Annotated in this window: 20 protein-coding genes; 13 read left to right on the top strand and 7 right to left on the bottom strand. The window is 26.2% G+C overall.

Translation table 11 applies throughout. From position 1 onward, the window contains the following. Positions 1-5 precede the first annotated feature (5 nt). The 6 genes from glpK to rplT are packed head-to-tail and all read left to right on the top strand — an operon-like array spanning position 6 to position 4,706. Positions 6-1,508, top strand: coding sequence for a glycerol kinase GlpK (gene glpK, locus H0H66_RS00900; protein ID WP_185858112.1), 1,503 nt, complete (start codon positions 6-8; stop codon positions 1,506-1,508). 6 nt (positions 1,509-1,514) lie between these two features. After that, on the top strand, positions 1,515-2,261 hold the full coding sequence (locus tag H0H66_RS00895; protein WP_185858111.1) for an MIP/aquaporin family protein: 747 nt from the start codon (positions 1,515-1,517) through the stop codon (positions 2,259-2,261). A 26-nt stretch (positions 2,262-2,287) separates the two neighbouring features. Next, entirely contained in the window at positions 2,288-3,565 is a 1,278-nt protein-coding gene (thrS, locus tag H0H66_RS00890; protein ID WP_185858110.1) for a threonine--tRNA ligase, read from the top strand. A gap of 46 nt (positions 3,566-3,611) precedes the next feature. Next, positions 3,612-4,145 carry a translation initiation factor IF-3 gene (gene infC, locus H0H66_RS00885; RefSeq protein ID WP_238785067.1) on the top strand — a complete coding sequence of 178 codons (534 nt, stop codon included), beginning with the start codon at positions 3,612-3,614 and terminating at the stop codon, positions 4,143-4,145. Positions 4,146-4,162: 17 nt separating this feature from the next. Continuing rightward, positions 4,163-4,351, top strand: a complete 189-nt coding sequence (gene rpmI, locus H0H66_RS00880) for a 50S ribosomal protein L35 (protein WP_185858109.1) — start codon at positions 4,163-4,165, stop codon at positions 4,349-4,351. 4 nt (positions 4,352-4,355) lie between these two features. Continuing rightward, positions 4,356-4,706 carry a 50S ribosomal protein L20 gene (gene rplT, locus H0H66_RS00875; RefSeq protein WP_185858108.1) on the top strand — a complete coding sequence of 117 codons (351 nt, stop codon included), beginning with the start codon at positions 4,356-4,358 and terminating at the stop codon, positions 4,704-4,706. On the opposite strand, the gene def is transcribed toward rplT, so the two are convergent. Continuing rightward, positions 4,694-5,245, bottom strand: a complete 552-nt coding sequence (gene def, locus H0H66_RS00870) for a peptide deformylase (protein WP_185858107.1) — start codon at positions 5,243-5,245, stop codon at positions 4,694-4,696. The two genes, rplT and def, sit on opposite strands and share 13 nt — an antisense overlap. A gap of 3 nt (positions 5,246-5,248) precedes the next feature. After that, positions 5,249-5,674, bottom strand: a complete 426-nt coding sequence (gene ruvX, locus H0H66_RS00865) for a Holliday junction resolvase RuvX (protein WP_185858106.1) — start codon at positions 5,672-5,674, stop codon at positions 5,249-5,251. A 74-nt stretch (positions 5,675-5,748) separates the two neighbouring features. On the opposite strand from ruvX, the gene H0H66_RS00860 reads away from it, so the two are divergent. The 4 genes from H0H66_RS00860 to H0H66_RS00845 are packed head-to-tail and all read left to right on the top strand — an operon-like array spanning position 5,749 to position 9,615. After that, a complete protein-coding gene (locus H0H66_RS00860; RefSeq protein WP_185858105.1) occupies positions 5,749-6,567 on the top strand; it encodes a 2,3,4,5-tetrahydropyridine-2,6-dicarboxylate N-succinyltransferase in 819 nt (272 codons plus the stop codon). Next, positions 6,568-7,146, top strand: coding sequence for an L-threonylcarbamoyladenylate synthase (locus tag H0H66_RS00855; protein ID WP_185858104.1), 579 nt, complete (start codon positions 6,568-6,570; stop codon positions 7,144-7,146). Positions 7,147-7,152: 6 nt separating this feature from the next. Further along, positions 7,153-8,586 carry a CCA tRNA nucleotidyltransferase gene (locus tag H0H66_RS00850; protein WP_185858103.1) on the top strand — a complete coding sequence of 478 codons (1,434 nt, stop codon included), beginning with the start codon at positions 7,153-7,155 and terminating at the stop codon, positions 8,584-8,586. A 3-nt stretch (positions 8,587-8,589) separates the two neighbouring features. After that, positions 8,590-9,615 (top strand): DHH family phosphoesterase, encoded by a 1,026-nt coding sequence (locus tag H0H66_RS00845; protein WP_185858102.1) that lies wholly within the window; start codon positions 8,590-8,592, stop codon positions 9,613-9,615. On the opposite strand, the gene H0H66_RS00840 is transcribed toward H0H66_RS00845, so the two are convergent. The 3 genes from H0H66_RS00840 to H0H66_RS00830 are packed head-to-tail and all read right to left on the bottom strand — an operon-like array spanning position 9,580 to position 12,035. Then, positions 9,580-10,134, bottom strand: a complete 555-nt coding sequence (locus H0H66_RS00840; RefSeq protein ID WP_185858101.1) for a thioredoxin family protein — start codon at positions 10,132-10,134, stop codon at positions 9,580-9,582. The genes H0H66_RS00845 and H0H66_RS00840 overlap by 36 nt on opposite strands. A 3-nt stretch (positions 10,135-10,137) precedes the next feature. Beyond that, complete coding sequence (locus H0H66_RS00835; RefSeq protein ID WP_185858100.1) at positions 10,138-10,929, bottom strand: zinc ribbon domain-containing protein; 792 nt, start codon at positions 10,927-10,929, stop codon at positions 10,138-10,140. A 2-nt stretch (positions 10,930-10,931) separates the two neighbouring features. Next, complete coding sequence (locus H0H66_RS00830) at positions 10,932-12,035, bottom strand: Nif3-like dinuclear metal center hexameric protein (RefSeq protein ID WP_185858099.1); 1,104 nt, start codon at positions 12,033-12,035, stop codon at positions 10,932-10,934. An 87-nt stretch (positions 12,036-12,122) separates the two neighbouring features. On the opposite strand from H0H66_RS00830, the gene lipA reads away from it, so the two are divergent. Continuing rightward, on the top strand, positions 12,123-12,977 hold the full coding sequence (gene lipA, locus H0H66_RS00825; protein WP_185858098.1) for a lipoyl synthase: 855 nt from the start codon (positions 12,123-12,125) through the stop codon (positions 12,975-12,977). Between the two features lies 1 nt (position 12,978). On the opposite strand, the gene H0H66_RS00820 is transcribed toward lipA, so the two are convergent. After that, positions 12,979-15,567 carry a UvrD-helicase domain-containing protein gene (locus tag H0H66_RS00820; RefSeq protein ID WP_185858097.1) on the bottom strand — a complete coding sequence of 863 codons (2,589 nt, stop codon included), beginning with the start codon at positions 15,565-15,567 and terminating at the stop codon, positions 12,979-12,981. A gap of 93 nt (positions 15,568-15,660) precedes the next feature. On the opposite strand from H0H66_RS00820, the gene fbaA reads away from it, so the two are divergent. Both fbaA and accD read left to right on the top strand, forming a co-directional pair. Next, positions 15,661-16,731, top strand: coding sequence for a class II fructose-bisphosphate aldolase (fbaA, locus tag H0H66_RS00815; RefSeq protein ID WP_185858096.1), 1,071 nt, complete (start codon positions 15,661-15,663; stop codon positions 16,729-16,731). Between the two features lie 8 nt (positions 16,732-16,739). Continuing rightward, positions 16,740-17,591, top strand: a complete 852-nt coding sequence (gene accD / locus H0H66_RS00810) for an acetyl-CoA carboxylase, carboxyltransferase subunit beta (RefSeq protein ID WP_185858095.1) — start codon at positions 16,740-16,742, stop codon at positions 17,589-17,591. Between the two features lie 12 nt (positions 17,592-17,603). Here accD and guaA read toward each other — a convergent pair whose 3' ends face one another. Beyond that, positions 17,604-19,154, bottom strand: coding sequence for a glutamine-hydrolyzing GMP synthase (guaA, locus tag H0H66_RS00805; protein ID WP_185858094.1), 1,551 nt, complete (start codon positions 19,152-19,154; stop codon positions 17,604-17,606). Positions 19,155-19,162: the final 8 nt, after the last annotated feature.

Here is a 19,162-nt window from a genome sequence, read left to right as displayed (position 1 = left end):
ATTATATGTTTATGAAAAAATATGTGCTATCATTAGATCAGGGAACTACAAGTTCTAGAGCTATTATTTTTGATAAAATTGGGAATATTATTTCTGTAGCTCAAAGAGAATTTACTCAAATTTATCCTCATCCTGGATGGGTAGAACACAATGCAGAAGAAATATGGTCAACGCAGGCTTCAGTTGCTTTAGAAGCTATTTTGAAAGCGAATTTAGAAGGAGAAAATATTGTATCCATCGGAATCACCAATCAAAGAGAAACCACTGTTGTATGGGATAAAAAAACGGGAGAACCTATTTTTAATGCAATAGTATGGCAAGATAGGCGTACATTTAAATATTGTGATCAAATTAAAAAAGAAGGGTTAACCGAAATGATTCGAAAAAAAACAGGTTTAATTATAGATCCTTATTTTTCTGCTACGAAAATTAGATGGATATTAGAAAATATTCCTGGAGCTAAAAAAAAAGCAAATTTAGGATATTTGGCATTTGGAACTATAGATTCATGGTTAATATGGAATTTAACCGGTAAAGAAATTCATGTCACAGATGTCACTAATGCTTCTCGTACTATGTTATTTAATATTCATACACTTAGTTGGGATCAAGAACTAATAGATTTATTTGACATACCAATTAGTATGCTTCCAGAAGTAAAATCATCTAGTGAAATTTTTGGTTATACAACAGGGCATATTTTATCACATAAAATACCAATATCTGGTATTGCTGGAGATCAGCAAGCTGCTCTTTTTGGTCAAATGTGTACTAAAGTCGGAATGGTAAAAAATACTTATGGAACAGGTTGTTTTATGTTAATGAATGTAGGAGATAAACCAGTTTTTTCTCAAAATAATTTAATTACGACTGTGGCTTGGAGAATAAAAAATAAAGTTCAATATGCATTGGAAGGGAGTGTTTTTATTGCAGGAGCAGTAGTTCAATGGCTTAGAGATGGATTGGGTCTCCTTTTATCTTCAAATGAAGCTGAAATATTAGCAACTTCCGTCGATAATACAGAAGGTTTATATTTGGTTCCAGCTTTTTCCGGATTAGGTGCTCCTTATTGGGATCAAAAAGCAAGAGGAACTATCGTAGGGATAACAAGAGGAACTTCTTCTGCTCATCTTGTTCGAGCAGCATTAGAAAGCATTGCGTTTCAAAATATGGATGTATTAAAAGCTATGGAAGCAGATTCTGGAATTTTGATTAAAGAACTTCGTGTGGATGGGGGGGCTACAGTTAATAAATTATTAATGCAATTTCAATCTGATATTTTAAACGTAAAAGTTGTTAAATCTAAAATATCTGAGCTTACAGCAGCTGGGGCCGCTTATTTAGCGGGATTAGCTGTAAATTATTGGGATAGTCTTGAAGAAATTCAAGATAAATGGCAATTAGAACAGGTTTTTAACCCAAAAAAAATGTCTAATAGATTAGAAAGGATCCAAGGATGGAAAAGAGCAATCAAAACAACTCGTTCTTGGTCCGATCAAATAAAATAAAATAAAATGACAAAAATATATGCAGAAATCATAGGAACAATGATTCTAGTATTTTTAGGAAATGGAGTGGTAGCAAATGTTGTCTTGGACAAAACTAAAGGACATAGTAAAAATGTAGAATGGTTAACCATTACCATAGGATGGGCATTAGCTGTTTTTATGGGAATAGCCGTTTCTGCTCCTTATAGTGGAGCTCATTTAAATCCATGTGTAACAATCAGTTTTGCTATCATTGGAAAATTAAGTTGGGACCAAGTCCCCTTTTATATTTTTTCTCAATTCATTGGAGCGATGTTAGGATCTTTGTTCGTCTGGTTTTTATACAAAGATTATTTTTTTGAAAATCAAGATAAAAAAGAAAAATTATCTGTTTTTGTAACTATTCCTTCTATAAAAAATTTATTTTCTAATTTTTTAAGTGAAGTGTTAGCTACTTTTATTTTTATATTTATTTCTTTATATCTATCTACAGAAGGAACACTTTTTTTCAAAGAAGGAAAATATCCTGTAGGGTTAGGATCCCTGGGAGCACTTCCTTCCGCTTTGGTCGTATTAGGAATTGTTTTATCCTTAGGAGGGTCTACAGGAGCAGCTCTAAATCCTGCTCGTGACTTAGGTCCCAGAATCATATATTCTATTATTCCTATTCCGGGAAAAGGTAAAAGTGACTGGGATTACGCTTTGATTCCTGTCTTGGGTCCTATAGTAGGTTGTATTATGGCCTCTACATTGTATTTATTTTTATCATCATAAAATAAAAAAACTTGTAACTTATTTTTATGAATAAAGATAAGTTTGTTCCTCTTTTAAAAGAAGATTCTAATAAAGACCATAGAAAAATAGGAAGAAAACTAAAGTTTTTTGTTTTTTCTGATCGAGTGGGATCTGGATTGCCTTTATGGCTTCCTAGAGGAACAGTTTTTAGAAAAAATTTAGAAGAATTTTTAACTGACGTTCAAAAAAAATCAGGATATGAAATGGTTGTAACACCGCATATTGGTCATAAAAAATTATATGTTAAAAGTGGACATTGGAGTAAATATGGAAAAGATCATTTTAACCCCATTCAAACTCCTAATAAAGAAAAAAAAGAGGTTTTTCTTTTAAAACCTATGAATTGTCCTCATCATTGTGAAATTTTTCGTTCTCAAGAATGGTCATATCGTGATCTTCCTAAACGTTTTTCTGAGTTTGGAACGGTATATCGTTATGAACAAAGCGGAGAACTTCACGGTTTAACTAGAGCTAGATGTTTTACTCAAGATGATGCTCATATTTTTTGTACCCATGATCAATTGTTGGAAGAATTTAAAAAAGTAATTCATTTAGTTTTTTATGTTTTTCGTTCTTTAGGTTTTTTAACATATACAGTTCGTGTTTCTCTTAGAAATCCTAAAAAAATGGATAATTACATAGGATCGGATAAAAATTGGGAAAAAGCTGAAAAAGTTATTTTAAAAGTAGTAAAAGAAGAGAATATAGAGGCATCTATTAATTATGGAGATGCGGCTTTTTATGGACCCAAATTAGATTTTATCATTAAAGATTCTTTAGGAAGAAATTGGCAACTTGGAACAATTCAAATAGATTATAATTTGCCTGAAAGATTTGACTTATATTATAAAGGAAAAAATAATGAAAAATGTCGTCCCGTCATGATACATAGAGCTCCTTTTGGTTCATTAGAACGTATTATCGCTATTATGATAGAACATACAGGAGGAAATCTTCCATTGTGGTTGGTTCCAAATCAAGCCGTAATCCTTCCTATAAGTGAAAAGTATATAGTTTATGCGAAAAAAATTTTAAATTTAATGTTGAAATATAATATTCGTGTATTTATTGATAACAGGAACGAAAAAATCAATAAAAAAATTAGAGATTCTGAAGAAAATAAGATTCCTTATATGATTATTTTGGGAAAAAAAGAGGAAGAAAATGAAATGATATCATTACGACGTCATGGTATAGGACATATAGGAGTATTTTCTATTTCTAGTGGCATCGAATCTATTTTAAATGAAACCAATTTAAAAATTAAAAAATTAAAACAATAAAATTATTATAAAAAAGAAGTTTTCAAGAGGTAATAAAAAAAATAGAATATACCGACCATTACCACAAAAAAAAGAAGAACATCGTATCAATGGAAGTATTGATGTTCCAAAAGTTCGTCTAGTCGGGGATAATTCCATAGAAAATGGGATTTACTCTACACAAGAAGCCCTTAAATTTTCTAGAGAAAAAGAATTAGATTTAGTTGAAATCAATCCAAAATTAAATCCTCCAGTATGTAAAATATTAGATTATAAAAAATTTCTTTATGAACAAAAAAAAAGAAAAAAACAATTTAAAGCAAAACAAATTAAAGTCAATACGAAAGAGATTAGATTTGGTCCTCAAATTGGTGAACATGATGGAAAAGTTAAGATTAAAAGTGCAGAGAAATTTTTAATGCGTGGAGATAAAGTCAAAGTATTTGTTTTTTTTAAAGGACGATCTATCGTATACAAAGATCAAGGTAAAATAAAATTATTAAAATTTGCAGAAGAAATTGAGGAATATGGGAAAGTAGAGCAAATGCCGGTGATGGAAGGAAAAAGAATGTATATGATATTAGCTCCAAAAAAATTTTAACATTATATTGTTTTGTTATGCCTAAATTAAAAACAAAATCAGGATCGAAAAAAAGATTTAAAAAAACGGCTAATGGATATATCAAAAGAAAACATGCATTTAAAAATCATTTATTAACTAATAAATCTAAAAAAAGGAAGCGAAACCTTTCTGTGTTCGTTTTATTGAAAAAATCAGATCAAAAAAATATTAATATACAAATTTAAAATTATGCCTAGATCCACAAATGCAGTTTTATCTAGACGAAAACGTAAAAAAATATTGAAATTAGCGAAAGGATTTTATGGTGCCAGGAGCAAAGTTTATACAGTCGCTAAAAATGCTGTGGAAAAATCTTTTGTTTATGCTTTTTCAGGAAGAAAAAGAAAAAAAAGAAACTTTAGATCTCTTTGGATTCAACGTATAAATGCAGGAGTACGTCAGTATGGAAAATCCTATTCTGAATTTATGAACAAATTATACGAAAAAAAAATTAAAATCAATAGAAAAATTCTTTCATATATATCCATGAATGATCCTCATCTTTTTAAAAAAATCGTAGATGATATTTATTGCGAATAAATATGAATTTTTTTATGGTATAAATTCATCAATTTTTTTTCTATTATTTCCTTTTTTTTGGAAGAAAAATAATCTATAAAAAGTTTTCCTTCAATATGATCATATTCATGTAAAATAACTCTTGCACATATCCCTGTTAATGTTTTTTTTTGTTTTTTCCAATTTTGATCATAATATTCAATTTTAACATTAGATTTTCTTTTAATATACCCCATAATTCCAGGAAAACTAAGACATCCTTCATTAAATTCACATTCTTTTCCATGAATTTTTAATATTTTAGCATTAATAAAAACCTCTTTATAGTTTGTAATATTTTCTCCATTTAAAGAAAAAGAAGGAGTCTCAACTATAAAGAGTCGAATATTTTGTCCAATTTGGGGAGCAGCCAATCCGATTCCTTTTACTTTGTGTATGGTTTCAAACATATTTTGAATCAAATGATTAATTTTTTTTCTATTTTCAAAAGAAGAAAAATCTATGTTCAAACATTTTTTTCTCAAAATAGGATTTCCATAAAAAACTATAGGTAATACCATAAATTAATTTTTTTTTTCTTTTTTCGTTATATAAGATTGTAAGATTATAGTAGCACTAATTTGATTTAAAATTACTTTTTTTCTTCTTTTTTTTTGTTTTAAACCTAATTTTATCATAGTATCAAAGGCTATTTTAGATGTAAAACGTTCATCTAATCTTTCTACAATGATTTTAGGATATTTTATATGAAATTTTCTGATAAATTTTTGAATCTCTATTTCAATTAAAATCTCTTTTTGATTATTCAATTTAATTGGTAATCCTACAACAATTTTTTCTATTTCTTCATGAAGAAAAAAATTTTTGAAAAACTTCATTAAGTTCTTAGTTGGAACAGCTCCTAGTCCAAAAGCAAATATTTTTTTTTCATCTGATATAGATAATCCGGTAATTGTTTTGCCATAATCTATTCCTAATATTTTTGACATTGTTTATGATACACTTGTTATCTTATTTTATTTTTTCTACTTTTGTTTATTCATATGAGCAATATAAATAAAAGGTGAATCAACTAAAATTAGAAATAGAAAAAGCTTGGAATAATAAAAACGTATGGGTCACTGATAAAAATATAAAAAAAGTCGTTCTTAAAGTTATTGATTATCTAGAAATAGGGACAATCAGAGTATCGGATTATTTAAATAAAAGATGGGTAGTTAACGAATGGATTAAAAAAGCCATTATAATGTATTTTTCTATTCAAAAAATGAATACGATAGAATTAGGTCCATTAGAGTTTTATGATAAAATTCCTATCAAGAATAAATTTAAAGAGAAAGGAATACGCGTTGTTCCTCATGCTATAGCACGTTATGGATCCTATATATCACCAGGAGTTGTTCTTATGCCTTCTTATGTAAATATAGGGGCATATATAGGAAAAGAAACCATGATCGATACATGGGCTACAGTGGGGAGTTGTGCTCAAATTGGTAGTCGTGTCCATATAAGTGGAGGTGTTGGCATAGGAGGAGTTTTAGAACCTTTACAAGGTTTTCCCGTTATTGTTGAAAATGATGTTTTTATTGGATCTAGATGCATTTTAGTGGAAGGGATTTTGATCAAAGAAGGAGCTGTTTTAGGATCCAATGTTGTTATCACTGCCTCAACTAAGATTTTTGATGTGACTCATGAAAAACCTATTGAAACAAAAAAAGTAATTCCAAAATATTCTGTAGTCATACCTGGATCTTATCCCAAAAAATTTACTTCAGGAATATATCATGTTCCATGCGCTATGATTATAGGAAAAAGAAAAGAAAGTACAAATAAAAAAGTTTCTTTAAATGATGCATTGAGAACTCATAATTTGTCAGTTTAAATGTCTTTTTACATAGAATTAGAAAAAAGCGTAAACATATTAAAAAGAGGAAAGAGTTTATTGTATCCTACAGATACAGTATGGGGATTAGGATGTGATGCATATAATATGCAAGCTATAAAAAAGATATGTGAAATTAAAAACAGAAATATTCATCAATCTATGATTGTTTTGGTAGAAAACATGGATCGTTTACATCAATTAGTAGGAAAAATTTCTACTTTTACCAAAAAAAAAATTGTTGATAATTTTCTCAAAGAAGAGAAACCGATTACTATCGTATATGAAAATGCAAAAAAAATAGCATCTAATTTTTTCAGAAAAGATAATACTTTAGCTGTTCGTTTAACATATGATCCATTTTGTGTTTATTTAATACGAAATTTAAATAGACCTATTGTTTCTACTTCTGCTAATTTATCAGGATGTATCACTCCTAAATCTTTTTCAGAAATTAGTCCTTGTATTTTAAGAAAAACAGATTATATTGTAAACTTTCGTAGAGAAGAAAAAGCAAAATATAGTAATTCTTCTATTATCAAAATAGAATATAATCAGGTAAAAATATTACGTATGTAGACTGACATGAATTTATCATCTGCTGTTCACAAAAAAATATTTCACATTATAAGTATTTCTGCTCAAAAAATAAAACAAAATAGTTATGTTATAGGAGGTTATGTTCGTGATTTTTTACTAGGAAAAACTAGATCAAAAGATTTAGATATCCTAACTATAGGAGAAGGAATCATATTGGCTAAAGAGGTTTCTAAAAATCTTATTCCCTATCCTAAAATAATAATATTTAAACGTTTTGGAACAGCTATGTTAGAATATGATAATCAAAAAATCGAATTTGTGGGATCTAGAAAAGAATCTTATCATTTTTTTAGTAGAAAACCAATTATTGAATTAGGATCATTACAAGATGATCAAAACAGAAGAGATTTTACAATTAACACTTTAGCTATTAGTTTAAACCATCAAGATTATGGAGAATTAATCGATCCATTTGGAGGTTTATCGGATTTGAAAAAAAAAATATTAAAAACTCCATTAGATGCAAATAAGACTTATTCTGATGATCCATTACGAATGATGCGAGCCATACGATTTGCGACTCAATTACAGTTTGATATTGAAAAATATTCATTTCAATCAATTCAAAAAAATAAAAATAGAATAAATATTGTTTCTACAGAAAGAATTGTAGAGGAATTCAACCAAATTTTGCTATCAAACAAGCCTTCTAGAGGATTGTTTTTATTATACAAATCTGGATTGTTATCAATTATATTACCGGAATTAGTTTCTTTAAAAGGAATAGAAGAAAAAAACGGATATAAACACAAAGATAATTTTTATCATACTTTGCAAGTCGTCGATAATATTAGTCAGGAAAAAAATAGCTCTATTTGGTTAAGATGGGTTGCATTACTCCACGATATTGGAAAAACTTGTACAAAAAAATTTTTACCAAGAATAGGATGGTCTTTTCATGCTCATGAACTTGTAGGATCTAAAATGGTTACAAGTATATTTCAACGGTTAAAGCTTACAAAAGGTACTTCTATGAAGTATGTTCAAAAAATGATTCAACATAGTTCCAGGCCTATTGCATTAATAGGAAATAATGCCAGTGATTCTGCCATACGTAGATTATTATTTGATGTAGGAAATGATTTGGAAGATTTAATCAAATTATGTATAGCTGATATTACTACTAACAATATAGAAAAAAAAAATCAGTATAAAAAAAATATTTATCTTCTTATGGAAAGAATTAGAAAATTGGAAGAAAAAGATAGGATTCAAAATTGGAAATCGCCTATATCAGGAGATGATATAATGAAAGCCTTTCATATTAATCCATGTAAGGAAATAGGAATCATAAAAAATTTTGTTAAAGATTATATTTTGGAAGGAAAAATATCTAATGATTTTCATTCTGCTTATTTACTTATGTTAAAAAAAGGAGAAGAATTAGGATTTAAAAAAAAAGTAAAAAGTAAAATATAATATATGTTGTTTTCTAACATAAATGGAATACATAAGAAAAAAATTGTATTATTCACTCATAATAATCCAGATGGAGATGCATTAGGATCTTCTTTAGCTCTTTTATTTTATTTCAGAAAATTAAAACATGATGTAGATTTAATATCTCCGACAGAATATTCAGAATTTTTTAGATGGTTACCTGGAACCGATAATATTATTGTATTTTCTAAATACACACAATCTATAATAAAAAAAAAAATTATAAATTCTGACTATATTTTTTTTATAGATTTTAATAATTTGTCAAGAATCAATAATATAAGAGATTTATTTTTGTATTCAAAAGCAAAAAAAATATTAATTGATCATCATCCTTTTCCATCTTGTTTTGATTTTATGTTTTCAGATCCTACAGCATCAGCTACTAGTATTTTAGTTTTTCGATTTATATCTGATATGAATAACTTAAGTAAAATAGACAAAAAAATAGCTACATGTTTATATGTAGGATTAATGACAGATACAGGTTTTTTTCGTTTTCCTTCTATGACTTCAGAAACTCATTTTATTGCCGGAAAATTAATAGAAAAAGGAATTGATTTAAATTATATTTATGATCATTTACAAAATAAATACAATGAAAATCGATTAAAATTATTATCTAAAGCCTTAAAAAAATTAAAAGTAATTAAAAAATATCGTACAGCTTATACGAGCATTCGAGCTTCGGATATTAGTTTTTATTCATATAAACAAGGAGATACAGAAGGTATTATTACTTATGGATTAGGTATTAAAAATATTGTTTTTTCCGTTTTCTTTTTTGAAGAAAAAGAAAAAAATCCTATTAAAATATCCTTTCGTTCAAAAGGTAACTTTGATGTAAACATTTTTGCTAGAAAACATTTTAGGGGTGGAGGACATAAAAATGCATCGGGAGGAACGTCCGAAAAAAGTTTGTCTGAATCTATAGAATATTTTTTGAGAATTATTCCTAATTATTATAAAAACTTATGTTTTCCATTTGATATTACATCCGTAACTTAATTTTACTGTGGGGTATATTTTTTTTCCTTTTAAAATATCTTGTAAAACATTTCTCACATCATAACCTGTAACAGGAATGTCATTGTTAGGTCTAGAATCATCTAATTGACCATGATAATATAAATTTCCCTTCCCTGAAAAAATAAAAAATTCAGGAGTACATTTTGCGCGATAATATTTAGCAACTTCTTGATTTTCATCAAAAAAATAAGGGAAAGGATATCCTAATTGATGATATACTTTTTTCATATTTTCTGGAGAATCCTCTGGATATTTTTCGGAATCATTAGAATTGATTGCTAAAAATGAAATCTTTTTGGGTAAAAAATCTTTAACTAAACGAATCAATGCTGTATTGATATGTTTAACATATGGACAATGATTACAAATAAACATTATTACAGTTGCTTTATTTGAAAAATAATGTCTTAAAAATTTCTTTTTTCCTGAAGAAACTTCTAATAATTCAAAATCTTTAATTTTAATTTTCTTTTCATCAGAAGAATAAGTTGGTACCATAATCTACAATTTTTTTTTAGAACAAAAAATGAAAAATTTTTTCTTTTCCTCCTCAGCTAACTCTGCGTCTATTAATATTCTTCCACTATGTTCATCTATTAAAAGTTTATTACGTTGTATCAGTTCAGAATATTTTTGAGGAGTAATGGCTAAATAAGAACCCAATGGAGCTCCTCTTTCTACTGGAGCAACAGCTATTCCATTTTTAACTCCATTTCTAATTCTTAGATAAGTTTTTAATAAACCATTATCTATTTTTTTAGAAAAAGATAAAGATTGTTCCAGTAAAATTTTTTCTTCTTTATCGTTTTCTAAAAGAATATTATTCAATTCTTTTTTTTTATGAAACAGGTGTTCTTCTTTATTTTTTAATAAATCTTCTTTTTTTTTTAGAATTTCTTCTTTCTTATTAATTTGAATATTTAATTCCTTAATTTTTTTTTTAGCTAATTGTATTTCTAATTTTTGATAATCAATTTCTTTATCTAAAGAATATAATTCTTTATGATTTTTAATATGATTTTTTTGTTTTTCATATTTTTGAATCAAAATATCTGAATATTTAATATCTTTATTTTGTTTATTTATACTTTCTTTTATAGAAAGAATATCTTCATGAAGGTTTTCTAATTTTTTTTTCATTTGATCTAGTTCTTCTTCTAGATTTTTGATTTCCGTAGGAATATTTTTACGAAATTTTCGTATTTCATCTACACGAGAATCTATTAATTGAAGATTGTATAAAATTCGTAATTTTTCTACTACAGAGATTGTTTCTTGTATTTTATGGACCATAATTAATAAAAATATTTAACTGGATTGGTATAAACTTCTGATTCAAAAACAGAAATTGAAGTAAAATTTTTATCTAAAAAAGATTTTACTAAACTTTTAGTAAACTTTTCCGATTCGTAATGTCCTATATCCACAATTAATATTTTTTTTTCATGTTTAAAAAAATCATGATATTTTAAATCAGAAGATATAAAAACATCAGCTCCTTCTTCTATAGCAGATTCAATACCAAAACGACCTGATCCTGTGATCATAGCTACTTTCTGAACTTTTTTTTCTATGAAATATGAATGTCGAATACAAGGAATATTCATTTTTTCTTTTATAAAAAGAAGAAAATCGTATTCGTTTATTTTTTCGGGTATACTTCCTATAAAACCTATCCCTACATAAGGATTTACGTTTTCTATATTATAAATTTCGTAAGCAATTTCTTCATAAGGATGATTTTTGAATAATGCATTTTTGATTATATTTAATTTATAATCAGGAAAAAGAACACTAATACAAGTTTCTTTTTCTATATGAAAAATTTTTTTCTTCCCAAGAAAAGGTTTAGTTTTCTGATTTCCCATATAACTTCCCAATCCATCAAAATTATAACTACAATGACTATAATTAGAAATGTTTCCAGCTCCTGCTTCAAATAAACTGTTTCTAACTTTTTCTGCATAATCAACTGGAACATAAGTAATTAATTTTTTTATAGTTTCTTTTTTTGGAAAAAGAACTTTTTCTCTATTGATTCTTAATAATTTTGATACATAAGAAGAAGTTCCTTCCCATATTACATCTAAATTTGTATGAATCACATAAATAGATATGTCATTTTTTAATGCATGAATTATGACTCTTTCGGAAAATGTTTTTCCAGTAATATTTTTAATGGATTTAAAAATAACAGGATGAAAAGAAATTATTAAATCGCATTTTTTTTTGATAGATTCATAAAAAACATCTTCAGTGAGATCCAAAGTAATCAATATATTTTTTACTTTTTTTTTAAATGACCCAATTATTAATCCTACGTTATCATAATAATCGGCATATTCTAGGGGAGCTAGATTTTCTAACATATCAGCTATGTCTCTAACAAACACTTCCATAATAAATAAAATACTTGACAAAGTTATTAAAAAAAATTGATTTTATATTTTTATACTATTATTATACTATAATAAAAATTAAAAAATATGAATGTCATTCAAAAAAAACCAAAGTGGATTAAAGTTAAATTACCAATGAGCAAAAATTATCATGAACTACAAAAATTAGTTTCTTTGCATAAATTAAATACAATTTGTCAAAGTGGTAATTGTCCCAATATAGGAGAATGCTGGGATAAAAGGGTGGCTACTTTTATGATATTAGGAAATATATGTACAAGATCTTGTAGATTTTGTGGAGTGAAAACTGGACGACCTGATCAAATAGATTGGAAAGAACCGGATAAAGTAGCAAAATCTATCAAAATATTAAAAATAAAACATGTTGTATTAACCTCTGTCAATCGAGATGATTTACAAGATATGGGTTCTTCTATATGGATTCAAACCATACAAAAAATACGATATTTGAATCCCAATATTACAATAGAAACTTTAATTCCTGATTTTAAAGGAGAAAAAAAAATAATAGATAAAATTATTGATATAAAACCAGAAGTGATTTCTCATAATGTGGAAACAGTCGCTAGATTAACAAAAAAAGTTCGTGTTCAAGCTAAATATCATCGTAGTCTTGAAGTTTTAAAATATATAAAAGAAAAAAATCAGAATATACGTACAAAAACAGGGATCATGTTAGGATTAGGAGAAACCAAAGAAGAAATAATAGAAACAATGAAAGATATCAAAGAGTCTAAAGTAGATATTTTAACCATGGGGCAATATTTGCAACCTTCTATCAAACATTATCCTGTTTATTTTTTCGTTTCTCCAGATCAATTTAAAGAATTGAAAAATATTGGATTAAAAATGGGATTTAAATATGTAGAAAGTGGTCCATTGGTTAGATCCTCTTATCATGCAGAAAAACATGTAAAATAAATTAATAACCTTTTTTATCTTTTCCGAAGATATACTTACATTTATTTTCATTCCACATTTTTTTTTCACATAGAAAATTTTTAATGTAAAATGATATAGATTTATCATTTCCAAGTTTGGAAAATAAAATGAGTTGTTCAATAGAACGGGTAGTGGCTACATATAACAAATTGATGTTATCAAATTTAATATTTGATAGATAATAATCATAAAAATCACGGATATCGTTATCATGTTTTATATGTTTAAAATAAGGTTCTATTTCTAAATAAATAGGATTCAAACCATTATATAAACTAGGATTTACATTTATCCACACTTTTTCTTTATTTTTAGAAAAAATATTCCAATCTGTGAAAGGAATGAGTACTACAGGAAATTGTAATCCTTTAGATTTATGAATAGTCATAATACGAACAGCATTAATATGATCAGAAATGACAATACTTTCTTTTTCTTTTTTTAATTCCCAATAATCTAAAAAATTTATAATAGAATTTCCTACTTTTTTCATAGATCTATAAACAAAATCTAAAAAAGAATAAATATATGTAGAGTTTTTTCTATTGAATAATCCAAAAGCTTCAATGATGTCTTCTGATATCTGATATATAGATTTATTATATAATTTATTTAATGTTAATAAATTTTTAGAAAAAATTTTTTTTAAAAATAAATTGAAAGGTAAAAAAAGTGTTTTTGTAATGAAATCATGATGATTTTTTTTAATACGAATAAATTTATTTTTTAATAATAAAAAAATTAAAATAACTCTTTTTTGATAACGATAAGGATAAGCAATAATGTAAAAAAAATTTATGATGATTTGTATTTCAAAATGATTTTTTATAAGTAAAGAAGCAGAAGTATTTACAAGAACCCCATCTTCCATTAATTTTTCAGATAAAAAATAACCTTCTTCATTATTTCTGACTAAAATAGCTATATCTGATAATGTATATTTTTGTTTTAATAATCTTTCTATTTTCTTTTTTATTTTTAAATAAATATGTTCTTTGTAATTTTTATTAGAGTCATGAATAAAATTTATTTCTACATATCCACCATATTTTTTATATATTTTTTGTTTGTAATTTTTATATATATCTTGATAAATAGTATCATGAAATATTTTAGATATAGATTGATAAAGTAAATTATTGAATTTCACAATTTCTTCATGACTACGAAAATTTTTTTCTATAGTTTTTACTTTTTTTTTATAATTGTTTGATTTAAGATAAATTAAGTTTATAAATTGTTTTGCATCACCCCCTCTCCATCTATATATAGATTGTTTAGGATCTCCTACTATCATAGCTGATCCGTTTTCAGATAATGCGTTTTCAACCAAAATTTGAATATTTTTCCATTGTAAAAATGAAATATCTTGAAATTCATCTATGAAATAATGTTTATATTGCATTCCTATTTTTTCATACATTTTTGGGAATATTCCTTGAACAATTTTTTCATAAAGAATTTTATTTAGCTCTGCGTTTAAAATAATTTTTTTTTCATTTTTTATATGATGTAACTCTTTTTCAATTTCATGTATGATTGATAGTATATTTATGTTTTTTAAAATCAGTTTATCCAAAATATAATTGGATATATTTTTTTTATATAAAAATTTTGTTTTCTCATATAAAAAAAGTATTTTATTTCGATTATTATCGATTAGTATTTTTTGATTTTTATCAGATAAAAATTTAGAATAAAATGTTCCTTTCTGAAGATATTTTTCAAGACGTTTATTAAAAGGATTAAAAAATATATTTCCATTTTTAAACTTATTGAAAAACCTGGGTATATCTAAATGAATAAATGAATGTTTTTGAATAGAAGTTTTCTCTAGAATTTTAAAAAAATTTTCTCCTTTTTTTTTACATTTTTTTTCAAATATTTTAGTTCTTCGAATTAAAATATTTTTTAATTGTAGGAAATCTTCCAAAGAATAATTTTTAATTTTTTTTATGGAAAAAAAATTATTTTCATCAACCATGATATGAGCTATTTTCAATAACTCTTTTTTTAAATCCCAATTTTTTCCTTCTCTAAGTTTTTCTAAAGAAGATTGAATCAAAATATTTGACCACTTTTCAGAACGATTTAATCTGTATAATATATTTTCTACAATTTGTAATAAAAATTGGTTTGTATCCATTTCTAATTCTAAATGAATATTTTTTTCTGATAAAAAAGATTTTATAACATTATAAGTAAATTTATCTATTGTACTTATATTTCTAGAAAAAGAATAAAAATCGTGTAATATGAAAAATAATATTTTTTCAGAACGTTGATATAATTGATCTTTTGTTAGATTGAAATTTTTTATGATATAATCAAATAAAAAACGATATTCTTTTTTTACTTTTTTTTTTGAAAATTCTTTGATGCATTGTAAAATGCGGTTTTTCATTTCCTCAGAAGCTTTTTTAGTAAAAGTTAAAGCTAAAACTTTTCTAAATTCATCAGGATAAGGACTTTTTAATAAAACATAAAGATAATTGATGACTAAAAAAGTAGTTTTTCCTGAACCAGCTGAAGCATTATATATTTTTAATGTAGACGGAACAACTAACATAACGTATTAAATTTTTTTAATTTAATTAAGTCTAAGATAAAAAATACTTTTTTTTACATTTGTTTATCTTTTAATTAAACAAATTTTAAACACATGTCTAAAAAATTTCCTTTTGGAGTCGCTACTGGTAATCTTGTGAAAGAAATATTCGAATACGCTAAAGAAAATGTATTTTCCATACCTGCAGTGAATGTAATTGGATCTAATACCATCAATGCAGTTATGGAAACCGCTGCAGAAGTAAATTCTCCTGTTATCATTCAATTATCTAATGGAGGGGCTCTTTTTAATGCAGGAAAAGGAATGAAGAATGACAAACAAAAAGCAGCCATTCAAGGTTCTATAGCTTGTGCTATGCATATTCATGAATTAGCTTCATACTATCAAATAACGGTGATTCTTCATACAGATCATTGTTCTAAACCCTATCTTCCTTGGATAGATGGATTGATAGAAGCTAATGAAAAGCATTATAAACGTTTTGGAAAAACGCTATTTAGCTCACATATGTTAGATCTTTCTCAGGAACCTTTAAAAGAAAATATTCACATTTGTGAACAATATTTTGATAGAATGAGTAAAAGCGAAATAACTCTGGAAATTGAACTTGGGGTAACAGGAGGAGAGGAGGATGGAATTGACAATTCTAACGTCGAAAATAATAAACTTTATACTCAGCCAGAAGAAGTAGCTTATGCATATGATAAATTAATAAAAATTAGTGATCGTTTTATCATAGCAGCTTCTTTTGGAAACGTGCATGGAGTTTATAGACCTGGAAATGTAATGCTTCGTCCTGAAATTTTAAAAAATACACAAGAATATATACAAAATAAATTTCATACCAATAACCCTAAACCAGTTTCTTTAGTATTTCATGGAGGATCCGGATCTACTGAAAATGAAATACAAAAAGCCATTAGTTATGGAGTTGTGAAAATGAATGTGGATACTGATTTACAATATGCTTTCACTTGTGGGGTTCGTAATTATATGAATGAAAATAAAGAATATTTAAAAAAACAAATAGGAAATCCAAAAGGAAAATATATTCCTAATAAAAAATATTATGATCCTAGAGTGTGGTTAAGAGAAGGAGAAAAATCTTTTAAAATTATTTTAAAAAAATATTTTGAATTCATGAATAATATTAATACTTTATAAAAACAACCATGGCTTGGTTTTTAAGAAAAAAAAAGAACATATTAACATCTATAGATGAAAGAAAAGATTTACCAAAAGGTATTTGGTACAGAACACCTAGCGGAAAAATTATAGATACGGAAGAATTAAAAAAAAATGCTTATGTTAGTCCAGAAGATGGATATCACGTAAGAATTCACAGTAAAGAATATTTTGAAATTCTTTTTGATCATGGTGAATTTTTGGAAATGAATGTAAAAATGAAAAGTAAAGATCCCATAAAATGGGAAGATTATAAAAAATACACAGATAGGATTCAAGAAGCACGAAAAAAAACAAATTTATATGATGCTATTAGAACAGGAGTGGGAAAAATAAAAACTATAAATGTTGTAATATCTTGTATGGATTTTTCATTTATAGGAGGATCTATGGGTTCCGTAGTTGGAGAAAAAATATCTAGAGCCATCAAATATTGTATTGATAAAAAATATCCATATATATTAATTTCTAAATCTGGAGGGGCGAGAATAATGGAATCCTCTTTTTCATTAATGCAAATGGCTAAAACTATAGCTAGACTAACACAATTACGTGACGCTAAAGTTCCTTATATATCTGTTTTAACTGATCCAACTACGGGAGGAGTGACGGCTTCTTATTCTTTACTTGGAGACGTAAATATAGCTGAACCAGGAGCTCTTATTGGGTTTGCGGGACCCAGAGTTATTAAAGAAATAATAGGAAAAGATCTTCCAGAAGGATTTCAAACTGCAGAATTTTTAATGGACCATGGATTTATTGATCTAATTTCTCCTAGAACAAAATTAAAAAATAATATATATAATTTAATTTCTATGATGATAGAAAAAAATCATTGATGATAAAAAAAATCATTCCCATTCAATAGTAGATGGGGGTTTAGAAGTGATATCATATGCAATTCGATTAATTCCATCAACTTCATTAGTAATTCGGATTGAAACTTTTTCTAAAAAATCGTAAGATAAATGTGAAAAGGTTGCTGTCATAAAATCTTCAGTGTTTATTACACGTAATATGGCTGCATACTCATATGTTCGTTTATCCCCTTTGATTCCCACAGATCTTACTGGTAACAAAATTATAAAAGCTTGATTGACACATTTATAAATATTGTGTTTTTTTAGTTCTTGCAATAGAATGTCTTCTGCTTCTTTCAAAAGGAAAATTTTTTTTTCATTAATTTCTCCAATTATACGAATACTTAACCCAGGTCCAGGAAATGGATGACGATATAAAATTTCTTTTGGAAGTCCTAATTTTTCTCCTATTTTTCTAACTTCATCTTTAAATAATTCTTTTAATGGTTCAATAAGTTTTAATTTCATTAATGATTTCGGAAGTCCTCCTACATTATGATGAGATTTTATAGAACTATTTATTAAATTTTTTGAAAAAACAGAAGACTCAATAACATCTGAATAAATGGTACCTTGTGCTAAGAATTCAACATTTTTAATTTTTTTAGATTCTTCTTGAAATACATATATAAATTCTTCCCCTATGACTTTTCTTTTCATTTCAGGATCTACAATCCCAACAAGTTTAGACAAAAAACGATTTTTAGCATCTATTATTTTTATGTTGAAATGCATTTTTTTACATAAAAAAGAGACTTTCTCTTTTTCGTTTTTTAGTAATAATCCTGTGTCTACAAAAATACAATATAAAGAATCACCAATAGCTTTATGAATAATATAAGCAGTCACAAAAGAATCTACCCCTCCAGAAAAACCTAATACAACTTTTTTTTTATTCACACGTTTTTTAATATCATTTATCTTTTTTTGCACAAAATTATTTAATTTCCAATTCGAATCGCATTTGCAAATGTGAAAGACAAAATTTTTTAACATAGAGATTCCATATTCTGTATTTTTAACTTCTGGATGAAATTGAACTGCATAAATATTTTTATTGGTATGACTAAAAGCCGCGATATGACAAGATGATGTATGTCCAATGATTTCAAATTCTTTTGGAACATTTTTGACTTCATCAAAATGACTCATCCAAACAATAGATTTATTCGGAATTCCATTAAATAAACTGTTGTTAGGATGATCTATAATTAAGTAAGATTTTCCGTATTCCTTATATTTGGACTTTTTTATTTCTCCACCGAAAAGAAAAGAAATAAGTTGCATTCCATAACAAACTCCAAATATAGGAATATTTATATGAAAAATATCTTTGGATATTAATGGAGAATTCTTTTTATAAACAGAAAAAGGTCCTCCTGATAAAATTATTCCTTTAGGTTTTTTTGAAATCAAATAAGATATGGAAATATCATTATAATGATATAATAAAGTATATACTCCTAAATCTCGAATTCTTCTAGCAATCAAATGACTATATTGAGACCCAAAATCTAATATGAGTATAAAATCTTTTTCCATGAAAATTA

It is taken from the genome of Blattabacterium cuenoti, from assembly GCF_014251595.1.
GTDB lineage: Bacteria > Bacteroidota > Bacteroidia > Flavobacteriales > Blattabacteriaceae > Blattabacterium > Blattabacterium cuenoti_Q.
Note: the sequence above shows the minus strand (reverse complement) of the source record. Positions and strands in the feature narration are given on the sequence as shown.